11 protein-coding genes and 4 tRNA genes are annotated in these 16,576 nt (G+C 48.2%); 14 read left to right on the forward strand and 1 reads right to left on the reverse strand.

Features of this window, described 5'->3' with window-relative positions:
• Window positions 1–6 precede the first annotated feature (6 nt).
• The 13 genes from EKM87_RS08435 to EKM87_RS08495 all read left to right on the forward strand — a co-directional run bounded on the left by EKM87_RS08435 (window position 7) and on the right by EKM87_RS08495 (window position 13,610).
• Window positions 7–79, forward strand: a tRNA-Asn gene (locus EKM87_RS08435).
• Window positions 80–107: 28 nt separating this feature from the next.
• Window positions 108–180 (forward strand) — tRNA-Thr (locus EKM87_RS08440).
• Between the two features lie 292 nt (window positions 181–472).
• Window positions 473–790: a PTS sugar transporter subunit IIB gene (locus tag EKM87_RS08445; RefSeq protein WP_125683765.1), complete on the forward strand. Its 318-nt coding sequence runs from the start codon at window positions 473–475 to the stop codon at window positions 788–790.
• Window positions 791–1,132: 342 nt separating this feature from the next.
• Window positions 1,133–2,614, forward strand: a complete 1,482-nt coding sequence (locus tag EKM87_RS08450; protein ID WP_125683767.1) for a peptide MFS transporter — start codon at window positions 1,133–1,135, stop codon at window positions 2,612–2,614.
• Window positions 2,615–2,700: 86 nt separating this feature from the next.
• Window positions 2,701–3,501, forward strand: coding sequence for a metallophosphoesterase (locus tag EKM87_RS08455; RefSeq protein WP_125683865.1), 801 nt, complete (start codon window positions 2,701–2,703; stop codon window positions 3,499–3,501).
• Window positions 3,502–3,583: 82 nt separating this feature from the next.
• Window positions 3,584–3,666 (forward strand) — tRNA-Tyr (locus EKM87_RS08460).
• Window positions 3,667–3,676: 10 nt separating this feature from the next.
• Window positions 3,677–3,748 (forward strand) — tRNA-Gln (locus EKM87_RS08465).
• Window positions 3,749–4,061: 313 nt separating this feature from the next.
• Entirely contained in the window at window positions 4,062–7,151 is a 3,090-nt protein-coding gene (locus EKM87_RS08470) for a leucine-rich repeat domain-containing protein (RefSeq protein ID WP_125683769.1), read from the forward strand.
• Between the two features lie 211 nt (window positions 7,152–7,362).
• Entirely contained in the window at window positions 7,363–9,321 is a 1,959-nt protein-coding gene (locus EKM87_RS08475; RefSeq protein WP_125683771.1) for a S9 family peptidase, read from the forward strand.
• Between the two features lie 2 nt (window positions 9,322–9,323).
• A complete protein-coding gene (proC, locus tag EKM87_RS08480) occupies window positions 9,324–10,127 on the forward strand; it encodes a pyrroline-5-carboxylate reductase (protein WP_125683773.1) in 804 nt (267 codons plus the stop codon).
• A gap of 159 nt (window positions 10,128–10,286) precedes the next feature.
• Window positions 10,287–11,507: an RNA-guided endonuclease InsQ/TnpB family protein gene (locus tag EKM87_RS08485; protein ID WP_125683774.1), complete on the forward strand. Its 1,221-nt coding sequence runs from the start codon at window positions 10,287–10,289 to the stop codon at window positions 11,505–11,507.
• Between the two features lie 223 nt (window positions 11,508–11,730).
• Window positions 11,731–12,873, forward strand: a complete 1,143-nt coding sequence (gene nagA, locus EKM87_RS08490) for an N-acetylglucosamine-6-phosphate deacetylase (protein ID WP_125683776.1) — start codon at window positions 11,731–11,733, stop codon at window positions 12,871–12,873.
• A gap of 35 nt (window positions 12,874–12,908) precedes the next feature.
• On the forward strand, window positions 12,909–13,610 hold the full coding sequence (locus tag EKM87_RS08495) for a GntR family transcriptional regulator (protein WP_125683778.1): 702 nt from the start codon (window positions 12,909–12,911) through the stop codon (window positions 13,608–13,610).
• Between the two features lie 577 nt (window positions 13,611–14,187).
• On the opposite strand, the gene EKM87_RS08500 is transcribed toward EKM87_RS08495, so the two are convergent.
• Complete coding sequence (locus tag EKM87_RS08500; RefSeq protein WP_125683780.1) at window positions 14,188–14,922, reverse strand: WecB/TagA/CpsF family glycosyltransferase; 735 nt, start codon at window positions 14,920–14,922, stop codon at window positions 14,188–14,190.
• 160 nt (window positions 14,923–15,082) lie between these two features.
• Here EKM87_RS08500 and EKM87_RS08505 point away from each other — a divergent pair, with 160 nt between their 5' ends.
• Entirely contained in the window at window positions 15,083–16,549 is a 1,467-nt protein-coding gene (locus EKM87_RS08505; protein WP_125683782.1) for a nicotinate phosphoribosyltransferase, read from the forward strand.
• Window positions 16,550–16,576 lie beyond the last annotated feature (27 nt).

Below are 16,576 nucleotides of genomic sequence, written 5' to 3' on the forward strand. Positions count from 1 at the left end.
AATTATTCCGGCATAGCTCAGTTGGTAGAGCACCTGACTGTTAATCAGGTTGTCGACGGTTCGAGCCCGCCTGCCGGAGTCGGGTTAACCCAGTTAGCCAGAGTTATGCCGGCTTAGCTCAGTTGGTAGAGCATCGGTATCGTAAACCGAGGGTCGGGGATTCGAATTCCTCAGCCGGCATCAGATAATCGTCAGTCTTATGACTGGTGATTTTTTTGTGTCTAAAATTTGTTTGCTAGTCGTAGTCAACCGCCGAACCTAACTTGACCGTGTCAGGAAGAAAACGGTTACAGTCGATGACACAATTGGTATATCCAATCGAAACTAATTGGTATAGAGCACATAAACCCTAACATGACGGTAAATAAGGTGGGCTAAATAAATATTGATTTTCTCTATTATCCTATTGTGGTATAGGTAGCAAAGTGCTATTCTTAATTCATGAAGAAGAACGTGAAGGGGAGAACTAATTATGAAGAATGTTCTATTATTATCCGGTAAAGAAAACTCAAGTCGACTATTTTTAGGTGAAGCTAAGCGAGTTGCTGAGACACGTCACGTGGCATTAGCTTTTACAGCTAGTACGGTTGATGATTTGACAGCTGACATGCTGGCGGAACAAGACTTGGTCTTACTGGCCCCCCAAGCTGCTGATCTCGTGGAAACTGCAGCCCTTCATACTCAGGTGCCAACTGCTTTGATCCCCAATGATATCTATGGGTGGTTGAATGGCCAAGCTTTAGTCAAATTTGCTTGCCAACAGTTGGACTTAGCTTCAATGCCTGCTTAACATATATATGGAAGAAACGTGTGTTGGTTAAAACCTGACACACGTTTTTTATTTGCGAAATTTTATTCATAACTAAATTGATAATCGCACGATAAGGAGAATGAATAAAAAATAAGAGGATTGCATGAGATGGCTAATAATTTCATCATTGTTTTTTCGCGCCATGCCGCTAATTAGAGCGGGTGCCGTTGCGAAAGTCGTTGCGTAACGGTACTTCATGCAGTATAATTACTACTATGTTTTATTAGAGGTCTATGAGACACCGCCGCCAAGGGATTTGGGATTGGCGTTACGGATGATAAAATTATTCATTTTTGCAGATGCTATGGAGGTATTATAGTTTTGAATAACAAACCGGAATCAACCAGCCAGGACCGAACCTTCTTCGGCCAACCTCGCGGGTTATCAACCTTGTTCTTCACAGAAATGTGGGAACGGTTCAGTTACTACGGGATGCGTGCCATCCTTATTTACTACATGTACTACTCTGTCACCAAGGGTGGTCTAGGCTTTGACAAGACGACCGCTGCTTCCGTGATGTCCATCTACGGGTCGATGGTTTACTTATCCTCTGTTTTGGGTGGGTACTTAAGTGACCGTGTTTGGGGTAGTCGACGGACTGTGTTCATTGGTGGGGTTCTCATCATGTTTGGGCACATTGCGTTGTCTGTTCCTGCCGGGAGCGTTGCCCTGTTTATTTCGATCCTGCTGATTGTTTTAGGGACTGGGCTGTTGAAGCCAAACGTCTCTGAAATGGTTGGGGGCCTGTACGATGCAGGGGATACCCGTCGAGACGCTGGGTTCACCATCTTCGTCTTCGGGATTAACCTGGGGTCGTTAGTGGCACCAATGTTAGTTGGTTGGCTTGGGTTGAAGTACAACTTCCACCTTGGGTTCTCATTAGCCGCTATCGGGATGTTCTTGGGGTTAGTTCAATACTGGCTTGGCGGTAACAAGTACCTGAGCAAGGATAGCTTGTACCCAAGTGATCCACTGGAACCTGGTGACATGAAGAAGCTGACTGTTCGGGGCTCACTCGGATTGGTTGCTTTCGCCTTAGTCATTGTTCTGATGTACTTATTGGGTTCATTGAACTTAAACAACTTCGTGCTCTTGTTGTCGATCATTGCCCTCGCTGCACCAGTTGTCTACTTTATCATCTTCTTAACCAGTAAAAAGGTTACACCGACCGAACGGAAACACGTTTGGGCTTACTTGGGCCTGTTCATCGCTGCGATGATCTTCTGGGCAATTGAAGAACAAGGGTCATCCGTATTGGCACTGTTCGCAGCCAACCAAACGAATAACCACTTCATGGGAATTCACATCTTGCCAGCTTGGTACCAGATGTTAAACCCACTGTTCATCTTGATCTACACGCCATTCTTCGCTGCTTTGTGGAACCGTTGGGGTAAGAAACAGCCAAGTTCTCCAGCTAAGTTTGCAACTGGTATGTTATTTGCCGGGGCATCTTACTTGATCATGGTGATTCCTGTCACGATGTTTGGGACTAGCGCTCGAATCAGCCCACTCTGGTTGGTTGGTAGTTGGGCAGTTGTCGAAATTGCCGAACTGTTGATTTCACCTATCGGGTTGTCCGTGACGACCAAGTTGGCACCAAAGGCCTTCCAATCTCAAATGATGAGTATGTGGTTCTTGGCCGATGCCGCTGGGCAAGCCGTGAACTCACAAATCGTTAAGTTCTACACGCCAGGTAATGAAGGTAACTACTTCTTGGGCGTGGCGATTGTAGCCATTGTTGCCGGGTTGATTATGTTTGTCTTGGTTAAACCAATTAAGAACTTAATGGCTGGGATTAAATAGTCATTATTTAAAGCAGAAAGTGCTACTCTTATGCGGAGTAGCACTTTTTTTATGGAAGGAGGCGGGTTTCTGTGGTTCGCGTAGCAATGATCAGTGATTTGCACTTAGACATCAATCATCAAGACGCTCATACTGTGGCGCGGCAGCAAACTGCTTATCTGCGCCAGCAACGAGTTGGTATTTATCTGATTGCGGGGGACATCAGCAATCATTTTTCCCAATCGGTGGCGTTTACTCAGGACTTGCAGAGACAATTAGCACCGGCTCAAGTGAAATTTATTGCGGGCAATCACGATATGGTTCATGACATCTCGTATGCGGGCCTAGAATCGCCTCAGGGGCCAACTTACCTTCATCGCGGGTATTTAGACGTACCGGGGACAAACTGGCGGATAATTGGCAATAACGGCTGGTATGACTATCTATTTGCCGACAACCTGACTGGTCGGAACTTTTTAACCTGGAAACGGGCGTTCTGGGTCGATGCTGCAATTACTCAACCGATGACGGACCCCGAACGGATGGATGAGGTGTTAGCTCAGGTTGAGGCACAATTACGGGTAGCACAACAAGCTGGCAAACGGGTATTGTTTATGACGCATTTCGTTCCACGACGAGATTACATCAAAATTACCGGAGATGATCGTTTCTGGAACATGGCCAACGCACTGTTAGGTAGTCCCCGGTTGGGGGACCTGTTGGCCAAGTATCACGTGACAATCACACAATTTGGCCACGTCCATCGACGCTTTGCCCCGCGTCATTTTGCTGGAACGACTTATTATGATCAAGCAGTTGGCTATCGGAATAAGCGCTTTAGTGAATGGTCGCAACCAGATTATATGACTGAGTGGCAGCAACGATTAAGAATTTTAGACTTAAAATGAAAAAATATGCAAAAACCTCTTGACGGTTTATGCAGAATTTTGTATGATAGTGAAGTTGATTCGTTACGACGATTCATTTTTTGGTGGGGTAGCGAAGTCTGGCTAAACGCGGCGGACTGTAAATCCGCTCCTTCGGGTTCGGTGGTTCGAATCCACTCCCCACCATTTTTATTATTGGGCTATAGCCAAGTGGTAAGGCAACGGGTTTTGATCCCGTGATGCGCTGGTTCGAACCCAGCTAGCCCAACTTAGACCAGTCACTGTGTGTGGCTGGTTTTTTTGTGTCCAAATTTCAAAAAAACTTTTTTTGTCACAAATTGAAAAGTTTGTCCCTAAAAGTAAGTACTCACTAGTTAACTGTAGGTGCTGGGCTTGCAGTAAGTGTTCTTCTGCATTTGGTTTAAGTGAATATAAAAGGGCGATACCCAATTATAGCCGTAATCGTTATCCCCCTAGGCAATTGAGCTTCTGGCTCAAGGTGTTAACATGTATATGTGGTTAGTACGGGATAAATTAAATTATAAGAAAAATGGTTTTATTGTAAAAGGGGTGGCAAAGACATGTACGAACAAAAATGGCAATCAGCAAAGCATTTCAGCTGTTCAAGTTGCAAATGGTTATATGCCGGCGCAACCGTGGTTGGCCTGAGCGCCGGAATGATGCTGACAGGGGTCGTCGCAAGTGCTAACAGCGCTGCACCTGGCGATTCAGAGTTAACACCACAGACGCAAGTTACATCAGCTACCCAAGCAGCAATTACCACCCCATCAACGCCAGCGACACCTGCTAGTTCCTCAGAAGATAAGCAGGTAGGAGCCGGTGATCAACAAAGTGGTGAGAATGCCCCGGATCAGCCAGCTAATGGCGGGGTCCAAGACAAGGATTCGAGTCTGTCTAAAGGTTCAGACCTTTCTAAAGAAACGGACAAGACTAGTCAGCCGGTTCAACCGGCTGACCAATCTGGCAAACTGACGACTTCCGATTCAAACTTTCGGTCGCGGGTGGCGGCTCCCGAAGCAACTAAGGAAGTACCAACGGCTACGCCAACGACGCAACGTGAACTAGCCTATCAGTTGAACGACGCTGGCTCAGGGTATATCTTGACGAGATATGCGGACGCGGGTACTGCGGCAGCGTCGACTGCTACTACCTTAGTGATTCCTGATTTTTATCAAGGGAAGCCCGTTACGGTGGTTGGCACTAATGCTTTCAAAGGAGCAGGCTTAACCGATGTAACGTTCGGAAAAAATCTACAATGGATTGAAGCCGGTGCCTTTGAAAATAATCTGTTAAAATCAATTAAATTACCCGATGGTGTTTGGTCGGTTGGTGAAAGTGCGTTTGCCCATAATCAACTGACGACGGTTGATCTAAACCAAGTAAGCGCCATCAACGCATACGCCTTCAGTGACAATGACATTACCAACCTGACGATTCCCGAGAATGTAACGGGCATCGCGGATTATGCCTTTCAGAACAATGCCATTACGAAACTGACTCTCAATCAAAAGGTCGTTTCAATCGGGAGCGGTGCCTTTCAGAATAATCAAATTCAAGGGCAACTGGTATTGCCAGATACGTTAACACAATTAGGTGTCCAAGCCTTTGAAAATAATCGGCTGACGGGTGTTACCTTGGATAGCGGTTTGACGATGTTGAACACGGGTGTTTTCGCCAATAACCAATTGACGGGAACGTTGGTCTTGCCAGCAACCATCACCAGCGTTGGTGACGAGGCATTTACCAATAACCAGTTGACGGATGTTCAGCTAAACGATAACCTGACTTCGATTGGGACGGCAGCGTTTGCCCATAACCTTATCGAAAAGTCACTTACCTTACCAAGTAAGTTGATTAACCTGGGCGATGAAGCCTTTTGGGACAACCGACTAACGGGGGTCACTTTGAATGATCAGTTGACCGGGATCGGCAGCAAAACGTTCGCTGATAATCAACTAAAAGGGACACTCAACCTACCGGCTAATATTTTAAATATTGGGACGCAGGCGTTCGCCAACAATCAGTTGACCGGTTTAACGGGTGGCACTAACCTACGAACGATTGAAAAGGAAGCCTTTTTGGACAACGATTTGACGGGGTCGTTTACTCTTTCGGATCAGTTGACGAGTATTGGAGAATCAGCTTTTGCCAACAACCACTTGACTCAGATTTTGGGTGGGGCGGGTCTGACGACCATTGAAGTCAACGCGTTTGTAAATAATGAGTTAAGTGGTGTCTTGAACCTTTCCAATGTTTTGAAGAGTATTGGGGAGTCGGCCTTTGCCAACAACCGATTGACCGGTTTAACCGGTGGCGCCAGTCTGGACACGATCAATGACAAGGCGTTTGCTAACAACCAGTTGCAGGGAACGTTGACGTTAGCTGATACGCTCCATGATGTCGGGGAATATGCCTTTGCCTACAACGACCTAACGAAGCTGGACTTGGGTGACGCGGTCAACAGTCTGGCAGATTACTCGTTTGCTTATAATAATCTCAAGGAAATCAATGCTAGTGGTAAGATCAATACGATTGGGGACTACGCGTTTGCCGGGCAACGAGACCTAGATAATGTTAAGGTGGACGCACTGGTTACCAACAATGGTCAAACCAATACAGCAGTCTATCACGTTCGTGAAGCGATTATGAAACGGTTAGGGTTGAGCAACCTCGACTTGGCTGGGTTAAGCTTTACTGACACTGATACGCAACAGCTGCTGAACTACGATGCGGTGACGGATACACTGACGTTACCCGTTGGGTTCATTGGTGGCACGATTACCGTCAGTCTGAGCACCGATAGTACAGATACCGGCCGCTACGGTGTGAAAAATCTGACCTTAGTCTTAAACCGCTACGTCATTGCTGATGTTGATATTCCAAGTAATCTGAAAGATGAAGACATGGGCGAGTGGCTGGTCGAGATTCACGCCGACAAGGTCAAAGATGCTGCTGGATATGTTGGTAATATCATCTCGGTCAAGGTACCCGTGATCGAGGGGTGGACTGCTAACAAGGCCTCAATTAAGGCAACGGTCAATCCGGATGGGACCATTACGCCAAATGAAGCCGTCATCTACACGTCGAAGGATGATACCAAGGGTGAACCAACCACTCCAACCGGTGGGGATACTGGTCATACTGGGGATGATTCCGGTACACCAACGATACCGACCGATGGTACTCAGACTGGTGACACTGGCACAACGCCGGTAGATCCAGATGAGACACCGACTGAGGGTGACACGACTGACGAACCGACCGTTCAGGTACCCATTGTGATTGATGACCATGAGGCAGCTAAGATTACACCAGTGCTTTACGTTCCTGGTTGGCAGCATCATCAAAAGGGACGGCCGATTGATACTGAATGGTTGGGGCAACGTGCACCGCAGCAACGGCAGACAAGCGTCAAGCCGGCTGGGAGTTACCGAGAAAATGGTGTCGTAGCGGTCAAGCCAATGGCGGTATCAGGATCCACGGCAACCGTTTCGCCGACCACACAGCCCGCTCGGCAGTCAACAAACACTGACAAGCAAGTCACGTTGCCACAGACCAGTGAGCAAACTGGCTGGTGGCAAGCATTGGGTGTTGCCATGCTTAGTGTTTTAAGTTGGTTGGGCTTGGCTAAACATAAGCGTGAGTCATAGCCGTTAACTGTTACTTCATAATAATAAATTTGTTTGACCGAGGGACTGGAGAATTTTCCAGTCCCTTTTTTATTATCGAATTTGTGAGAGCGGTTGATCTCAACGACGGGTCACTCTAAAGAATTGACAATTACCAGGAACTTCGCTAAAGTCAAACTAATAATTGCTCCAGACCATTTGTATTTTAAAATGAGGAAAGTGGGGTCTTACGATGGCGTTAGCCGTGCAACCAGAGGACCTGTTTGCCTTGCGCCCGCTGGCTCAACCAGTGAGTGATGGGCAGCGGGTCTACTTTGTTGAAAGTCAACTAGACCAACTGCAGAATAAGTCCATGGCAGCGGTATTCAGCGTTAACCTGAAGGACGGGCGTGACCGGCGCCGGTGGAGCCCGGCAGATGTGCAGGTCGCCCAACTGACATTGAGTCCCAGTCACCGTTACTTGGCGTTCACCGGAAAAGTTGGGGAGCATACCCAGCTCTTCATGGTGCCGCTAGATGGTGGGGCCCCCGAACAGGTCACCCGGGGGGATGCTGATGTTCAGCAACCGGTGTGGGAAGCCAACGCGGACGTGTTGTATTTTCAAACGACCACTGGTATGACTGAACAGCCGACTTGGCCAGTGCCCCACGTGATTGACCACTTACGTTATCAAGAAAATGGTCGTGGTTTATTACCACAAGGTTTAACGTATCAGTGTATCCGGTATAATTGTGTCAATCGTGACCAGTCGGTTGTCTTAGAACGAGCGACGGCGTTTAACGTGACGGCAGCTAACGAGCACGGCTTGGTCTACGATACGAAACGCTTACCGTTGGATGAGCACGACTTTAGTACCGGCGTTTACTGGCATCCATTTACTGGCGCGGGCGATGTTCTGCTCAATCAGCAACTGGCCGAGGGTAGCTTTAGCCAGGGACAGCTGACGGTCGCAGGCAATCGCGTCGTGATGTGGGGCCAGGATAACCACGTCCCCAATGTCTCCCAATTTCACGCTTGGACGGTCAAACTAGATGGGACGGCGCTAACTGACGTGACGGCTACCCGCGACGTTGAGGTTGGCAACATGCTGGCAATCGATAGTCAACAGCGGCTGCGCAACCAATTTGTGGCGTGGTTAACACCGACCCAGGTACTGACTTTGGAAAATGTTCACGGCCGTGTTCAACTGGTAGTTCAATCAGACCAGAATCCGGCATCCGCGCAAGTAGTATTGGGCGGTAATCGGTCGATTACAGACTTTAGCGTTGTGGATGCTCGAACCATTGTTTTTACGGAAACGACCATGACCCACGTGAGTCGGTTAGGGGTGTTGGATGTGGCAACTGGGGTTGAACGTCAGTTAATTAATCCGAACGCCACTTACGAGGCCAAACACGCGTTGGTTGCCGGGCAACGCTTCACGTTTGCTGGTGCCGAGGACTGGCAGATCGAAGGCTGGTACTTCCCGCCGGTTCATGAAGCACCCAAGCATCCGGCCGTTCTCTACGTACACGGTGGGCCACAGGTGGACTTTGGCTACGGCTTTTATCACGAGCTGCAGTATTTGACCGGCCTGGGATATGGCGTGATCGCCATCAATCCACGAGGTGGTAATAGCTACGGCCAGGACTTTGAGATGGCCGTCATTGGGCATTACGGTGAAGGTGACTTTGAAGATCTTATGTTGGGCGTCGATGCAGCACTGGCATTGGATTCGACCATTGATGATGAGCAACTTTGTGTGACCGGTGGCTCGTACGGTGGGTTTATGACGAACTGGATCGAAACGCATACCAGTCGGTTTGCTGCGGCAGTAACCCAGCGGTCAATTTCAAACTGGATCAGTTTCTACGGGACCAGCGATATTGGGTATTACTTTACGCCTTGGGAGCTACAACAGGATATGACGGATATCTCAGCCCTCTGGCGTTTCTCCCCGCTGGCCTACGTTAAACAGGCCACGACGCCCTTGTTGGTGCTTCATGGGACCGATGATCTACGTTGCCCGGTAACGCAGGGTGAGGAGTTTTACGTGGGTCTCAAGGAGGCCGGGGTGGAGACCCAATTGGTTCTTTATCCTAAATCGACCCATGAACTATCCCGGTCGGGGTTGCCCAATTTACGGGTCGACCGGTTGAAACGGATTCAGCAGTGGTTCCAGGACCACTTACCACATGAGGAGGAAATTTAACGATGAAAATTGGGTTTATTGGTGTTGGCGGCATGGCAAAGGCCATTATTGGTGGCTTATTAAACGCACAGACATTTGCACCAACAGATATTTTGGTGCATAGTCACCGACAAGAGAGTTATGGACCATATGCGCAAGAACATGGGTTAGTTGCGGCTGATAGCAACGTTGCCGTGGCACGAGATAGTGACCTGGTAGTCTTGGCCGTGACGCCTAACGTGGCGGTTAAGGTGTTGCAGGAAATTGCGCCGCAGTTGGTGGCGGGTGAGAAAACGTTGATTTCTATCGTTGCAGGCCTGTCCTTAGCCGAGATGCGTCAGGTCGTGGGCACTGACCTACCAACCTTACGGACGCTACCCAACGTTAACGTAGAGGTCGGTGCGGGGATGACGGCGGTCGCAGCCAATGATCAGCTGATTGGTGATCAATTGGCCGCTGCCCTGCGGGTCTTTAACACGATTGGGTCCACGACCACGTTAGCAGAAGACCAGTTTGGGGTCTTCAGTGCGTTGGCTGGGAGTTCACCCGCCTACATTGATTTCTTCATCGATAGTTTGAGTCGGGCCGGGGTCAAGCACGGTCTGAGCAAAGAACAAGCGACGCAAATTGCTGCCCAGGCCACGTTGGGTTCGGCCAAAATGGTTTTGCAGAGCGATAAGGTTCCGTTCGCCTTGATCGACCAGGTGGCTTCACCAGGTGGTAGCACCATTGCGGGGTTATTGGCGATGGAGGAAGCTGGTCTGATGACGGCGGTCGTGAAGGGCATTGACGCCACCATCAAACGGGATGCTGGGGGTCCCGCCTAACGATCGGTAGCTCAAGCAAGATACAACTGAATTTATCAAAAAACTGCGAGTTTAATCGCGGGATGAATGCTAGAATTTAATGTTATTTTCCGAAACATATGTTCCCCCCTAGAGAGCTAACCATGGTATACTTAATCCAATCTACAGGGGAGGTAGCTATTGGTTAAGTTAGGGCGAACAATTAAACTGAGACTCTATCCAGACACTGAACAAGCAGCCGCTTTTCTAGCAATGAGTGAAGAGTATCGACGATTGGCTAACATTGTCAGTCAATGGATATTTGACCATGGATTTCAGCTAAGCTGGTTAAAAATCAACCACCACATGTACAAAAAAATTAGACAAGAATCAGTACTCAATAGTCAGATGGTCCAATCGGTCTTTCGAACGGTTGTGGCTCACTATAAGACAGTTAGGGAACAGATGAAACAACATCCTTATCGTTGCAAGGACGAAGAAAGCAAATGGGTTCAAGTTCCTAGAGACCTAACTTGGTTGGTAACATCCATTCAGTTTCATCGACCACAAGCAGACTTGGTACGTCAGAGTAACTATTCTTTTGTAGATAAAATGCAACAGCTGTCAATAACCACTCTGGGCAAACGAACTAAGTTAAGATTTACCGACAAAGGATTTGAAAAATATTTTACCGAGGACTGGAAGCTAGGTACCGCTAAGTTGGTCCACAATCAGGGGAAGTGGTTTTTGCATATTGGTATCACAAAGGAAACTAGTGATTTTGATGCCAAGGATAATCCTCAAATTGTGGGTATTGACCGTGGCCTGCGCTTTCTAGCAACCGCCTTTGATAGTGAAGGAAAGACACGGTTCTTTGATGGACAAAAAATCTTACGCAAGCGGAAGAAGTTGCTAGAGACCCGTCGACAACTACAAAGTAAAGGTACTAAATCTGCCAAGAAAAAGCTGAAGCAACTGGCTCAACGAGAGAACCGCTGGATGACCGATGTGAATCATTGGTTAGCTAAGACACTCGTTGCGGCATACGGCTCGCATACGCTTTTTGTTTTGGAAGACTTAACCAATGTGACGTTTAACACCGATGACCTGCCTAAGTCCCTACGAAACAGCCATCGCTCCTGGTCTTTCTTTCAACTAGAGTCTTTCTTAATGTATAAGGCTCAGGCTATTCAAAGTGCTGTTGTGAAGGTCAATCCAGCATTCACCTCACAACGCTGTCCCAGGTGTGGCCTGGTTGAGAAAACTAATCGCCATCACGAGACTCACGAATATTGGTGTGCCCAATGTCAGTATCGTTGTAATGATGACCGATTAGGGGCAATGAACATCAAGATGCTGGGTCAAGAATGGTTGAATGGTATCAAACGACCAAAGATTACAAAGCTAACAGCTATTGGGTAGATCCTGATAGTTAAACGGGTAACCGTCAATTACCCGATGATGTTGCCACTGCGAGTAGGAGTGCCTAACGGGCATGCTGGACTACTGTGTTGCAAGACACGTGAGCGACAAGCCTCTGAATTCATTCAGGGGCAATTGACGATGACTGTCAGTTGCCTTTTTGGTCTATACCGATTATAATGTCAGTGTTGACTAAATGTGACATTTGATGAGGAGGAGACTCATGAGTATTGTTTTAAAGCACGCGAAGATTTATACCGGTGACGAGGTTATCAATGATGGCTACATTCGGTTCGATCAACGGATTGAAGCGGTGGGCCCCGTGGCAGATTTTCGGCCACTTCCCGCTGATGAGATTCAGGTTGTGACGGGTCGGACCATTGTCCCTGGATTCATCGATGTGCATAGCCATGGTGGCTATGGATATGATAGTATGGATGGGGAACCAGACCAAATTGATAAGATGGTTAACCTGATGGCGCAAGAAGGGATTACGTCGATCTTTCCAACTACCATGACGCAGTCTAACGAGGCGATTGACCACGCTATGCGCGGAATCGCGATTGCTGCTGAACGGAATCCCATTATCCAGGGAGTTCACTTGGAAGGACCATTTATCGCGGCGATTTTTAAGGGCGCTCAGCCAGAAAAGTATATTAAAGATCCGGATGTTAATTTACTAGACCACTGGAACCAATTGTCCGGTGGCCGGGTCAAGCTGATTACCTACGCACCAGAAGATACTGGGGCCAAGGACTTTGAAGCTTACTGTTTGGCAAATAACATTGTGCCATCCGTTGGTCATTCCAATGCTACCCGGGAACAACTCCTGACCAGCCGGGCCACTCACGTCACACATTTGTACAATGCACAGCGTGGTTTACGGCACCGGGAACCTGGTGTAACGGGTCATGCAATGTTGGAAGACAACCTGTACTGCGAATTGATTTGTGATGGGTTCCACATTGTTCCCGATATGATCAAGCTGGCGTATGAACAAAAGGGCCAACATCGTTTGGAACTGGTGACCGATTCAATGCGAGCTAAGGGGATGCCCGAAGGCGTTAGCGAATTAGGTGGTCAAAAGGTTATCGTGAAAGACCGACAAGCCCGATTAGAGAGTGGCAATTTAGCTGGTTCCGTCTTACGATTCGATGAGGCGTTCAGAAATGTGATTGCCTTTACCGGGTGCGACGTGGACGCAGCCGTGCAGATGAGCTCGGTCAATCAAGCAGAGGAATTTGGCCTGACTCAAAAGGGCAAGCTCTTAGTGGGCCGCGATGCCGATTTAAACTTGTTAACTTCAGACCTGCAAGTAGAAACGACTTATAGCTTAGGTCGTCATATTCAGGCCGCAACAGACTAAAATTTGTAGTGATTCGAGAAGGGACGTTGGGTGCTGTGAGTTCACCGATTTATATTCAAATTCATAATGATATCAAACGAGCAATCGAAGCGGGAAAGTGGGCGGTTGGCGACCGGATTCCATCGGAACGAGAGTTGTCTCGAGATTTTGATGTGAGTCGGATGACTCTGCGCCAAGCGATTCAAACCCTGGTCGATGAAGGGATTTTGGAGCGCCAAGTAGGTTCAGGAACCTATGTGGCTAACCAAAAAGTGCAGGAAAAGATGTCTGGGGTCACGAGTTTTACGGATCTCATGCTGACGCAAGGCAAACAGCCAACTAGTAAGACCATTTCTTACCACGTCATGAACCCTTCCCTGAGTGAGGCTGAGAAGCTGAAGCTTAAGGAAGATGATCAGGTTCTGCGGATGGAGCGGATTCGTTACGGCGACGATGTTCCCATCTGTTTTGAAGTGGCCACCGTTCCAGAAAAACTGGTCGATGGGTTAAATAAAAAAGAAGTTACGAGCTCGTTGTACCGGGCACTGGAGGATAAGAAAAGCTTGAACCCAGGCAAGGCACAACAGACGGTTTCCGCTATGTCTGCCTCCGAACGGATTGCGGAATACCTCAAGATTAAACGGGGGGACGCCATCTTACGGTTGCGGCAAGTAACTTATTTACAAGACGGAACGCCGTTTGAATACGTTCGCACGCAATACGTGGGTGAACGCTTCGAGTTCTACTTGGAAAAATAATCAGTAAAAATGCCTCACAAAGGGTTAGTCTAGCTAACGAGATTGTGAGGCATTTGCTGTAACTAAATGTGTAACTAAATGGTGATGAACGGCCGCCTCCGGCCGTTAGGGGCGACGGTGGCCGTGGGGACTGATTCCGGCCTGAGAAGCGGTCCTTCAGCTCGACTTGAAGCTTCACTTAGAACCGTGAATCTCCAAGCTCGGTCCGTAGTGTTCTAATTCAGGCCGTTTTAGGACGATGTACATTAACTAGAATTGATCTCAGATGCCAATGAAATGGTGACTAAACAAAAGGTGGCAATATCCATTCATCGGATACAGCCACCTTGCAAAAAGTATTTTTTGTTGAGGTTGTAAAGCTATGGTTGAGCAGTTAGCCAATTTAGCCGTAGGTCGTCAGGGATGGTTGCAGCTGTGTCGATGGCGTTAACTCGGTGAACTTCCGAGTTTAGGCCATGGGACGAGCTGAAAGACCATCGCGTACTTAGCGAGGGGCTTCCAGTCGAGCTGGAGGACCGCACCTTCGGCCGGAGGCGGTCCCCACAGCAGCGACCATCCCTGACAGCCGGAGGCGGAACTATTTCAACTTTTTAGCTTGGCGCCGAACCAGGTGTAAATAGTGGGGAATGACTGCGATCCGCTTGAGCCGCTTAGGTTCCTTGACCGTGCGGTACAGCCATTCTAGGTGGTGTTTCTGCCAGAATTCTGGTGCACGGACCACGGCGCCAGCTAGCACGTCGAAGCTGCCGCCAACGCCCATCCACAGGCCTTTAGTGGTGTGCCGGTGGGCGTTAATGAATCGTTCCTGTTTTGGAAAGCCTAGTGCGGCGAAGACCATGTCGGGTTGCTTGGCCGCAATGTCAGCCACGATTTCGGCGTCGTCTTCAAAATAACCGTCGTGCATGCCGGCGATAATCAGGCCGGGGAACTGGATATCTAGTACCCGCTTTAATTGGGCAATGACGACTGGTTTAGCACCCACAAAGTAGGCGGAACGGTGGTTATCACTGGCCCAGTTCAGTAACGCTTCCAGTGTATCAAAGCCGGTGATGCGCTCTGGCAAGGGCTGTTTTAGAATCTTAGCCCCATCCAGGATGCCGACGCCGTCTGGTGTGACGAAGTCAGCGGTATGTATCAGATCAAGGTAATCTGGATGGTCGTGAGCGTACATCGCGATTTCTGGATTAGCTGTAACCACGAAGGTGTTTTGCTGGTCAACGATGCGTTGCTTGAGAACTTTGAGCAACTCGTCTGTGGTCGTTTTAACGAATGGAATATCAAGGACCGTGACGGTCGGAAATGTAGTTTGCATGGCGGTGCTCCTTTCGAGATTGTCATGGAAACGAATAAAGCTTCCGTGACGACACTAAATTGTATGACGCTTAATTTGATTCATGCTAAAATGTACCTATTGGATTTAAAAACAAACACAAATAGTCTGGCTTGAAAGATAGCCAAGGGAGTAGCTCATTATGACGAATTTGTATCCTGACGACAGTCAGACCCTGCATACGGATGCGTATCAAATCAACATGATTCAGACGTATTACGAAGAAGGTATCGCGGATAAGCGTGCCGTCTTTGAAGTTTTCTTCCGTAAGATGCCGTTTAGAAACGGGTACGGCGTTTTTGCCGGCTTGGAACACATTGTTCATTATATCGAAAATCTTCATTTTTCCCAAACGGATATCGATTACTTACGAGAAGCTGAAGATTATTCAGAAGATTTTTTAAATTACTTAGCCAATTTTAAATTCAGAGGATCAATTCGTTCAGCGGTTGAAGGTGAATTAGTTTACGCCCACGAACCCTTACTCCAAGTCGAGGGCCCCTTGGCAGACTGCCAATTGGTGGAAACAGCTATTTTAAACATCGTGAACTATCAAACGTTAATTGCCACGAAGGCCGCTCGGATTCGTTCCGTGGCTGGTGATGACGCCTTGATGGAATTTGGAACGCGGCGGGCGCAAGAGTTTGACGCTGCTATCTGGGGAACTCGGGCCGCTTACATTGGTGGGTTCGACGCTACTTCTAACGTGCGTGCTGGCAAAATTTTTGGTATTCCCATCAGTGGGACGCACGCGCACGCTTTGATTCAGACTTATGGTAACGATTACGACGGGTTCATGGCTTACGCTAAGACCCACCATGATTGTGTTTTTCTGATTGATACGTACGACACGTTGCGGAGCGGGTTACCTAATGCCATTCGTGTGGCTAAAGAAATGGGTGACAAGATTAACTTCCAAGGCGTGCGGATTGATTCCGGGGACATGGCCTACATTTCAAAACGCGTGCGGCAGGAGCTGGACGAAGCAGGTTTTCCAAATGCTAAAATCTATGCCTCTAACGACTTGGATGAAAAAACCATTCAAAGTTTGAAGATGCAGGGCGCTAAGATTGATGTTTGGGGGATTGGGACGAAGCTGATTACGGCGTTCGACCAACCCGCCCTGGGAGCCGTTTACAAGATGGTATCCATTGCCGATGAGGAAGGGAACATGCACGGCACCATCAAGCTGTCTAACAACGCTGAAAAGGTGACGACCCCTGGTAAGAAACAGGTTTGGCGGATCACCAAGAAGGCTGATGGCAAGACCGAAGGGGACTACATTACCCTGATCGATGAGGATCCCCGGCGTGAAGAATCCATTTTCATGTTTAATCCTAACTACACCTATATCAATAAAACCATCAATGACTTCAATGCCCGGCCAATTTTACAACCGATTTTTGAAAGCGGTCAATTGGTTTACGAGCTGCCAACTTTGGAAGCTGCCCGGGACCGTTGTCGCGGTGCCTTAGCTAACTTGTGGCCTGAGTACAAGCGGGATCTGAATCCGCAGAAGTACCCGGTTGACTTATCCGAAGATTGCTACAACCAGAAGATGGAAATTATCAAAGGAATTCATAATTACGTTCAAAAGATGCCCGAATAGAGTCGAGCAAAAAACTAGGGGGCAAGT

Source organism: Levilactobacillus yonginensis, from assembly GCF_003946265.1.
Lineage (GTDB): Bacteria > Bacillota > Bacilli > Lactobacillales > Lactobacillaceae > Levilactobacillus > Levilactobacillus yonginensis.

Bases quoted from the DNA above. Each gene is read 5' to 3' on its own strand.
- EKM87_RS08445 (WP_125683765.1), top strand. From the start codon at position 473: ATGAAGAATGTTCTATTATTATCCGGTAAAGAAAACTCAAGTCGACTA.
- EKM87_RS08455 (WP_125683865.1), top strand. From the start codon at position 2,701: ATGATCAGTGATTTGCACTTAGACATCAATCATCAAGACGCTCATACT.
- EKM87_RS08470 (WP_125683769.1), top strand. From the start codon at position 4,062: ATGTACGAACAAAAATGGCAATCAGCAAAGCATTTCAGCTGTTCAAGT.
- EKM87_RS08475 (WP_125683771.1), top strand. From the start codon at position 7,363: ATGGCGTTAGCCGTGCAACCAGAGGACCTGTTTGCCTTGCGCCCGCTG.
- proC (WP_125683773.1), top strand. From the start codon at position 9,324: ATGAAAATTGGGTTTATTGGTGTTGGCGGCATGGCAAAGGCCATTATT.
- nagA (WP_125683776.1), top strand. From the start codon at position 11,731: ATGAGTATTGTTTTAAAGCACGCGAAGATTTATACCGGTGACGAGGTT.
- EKM87_RS08500 (WP_125683780.1), bottom strand. From the start codon at position 14,922: ATGCAAACTACATTTCCGACCGTCACGGTCCTTGATATTCCATTCGTT.
- EKM87_RS08505 (WP_125683782.1), top strand. From the start codon at position 15,083: ATGACGAATTTGTATCCTGACGACAGTCAGACCCTGCATACGGATGCG.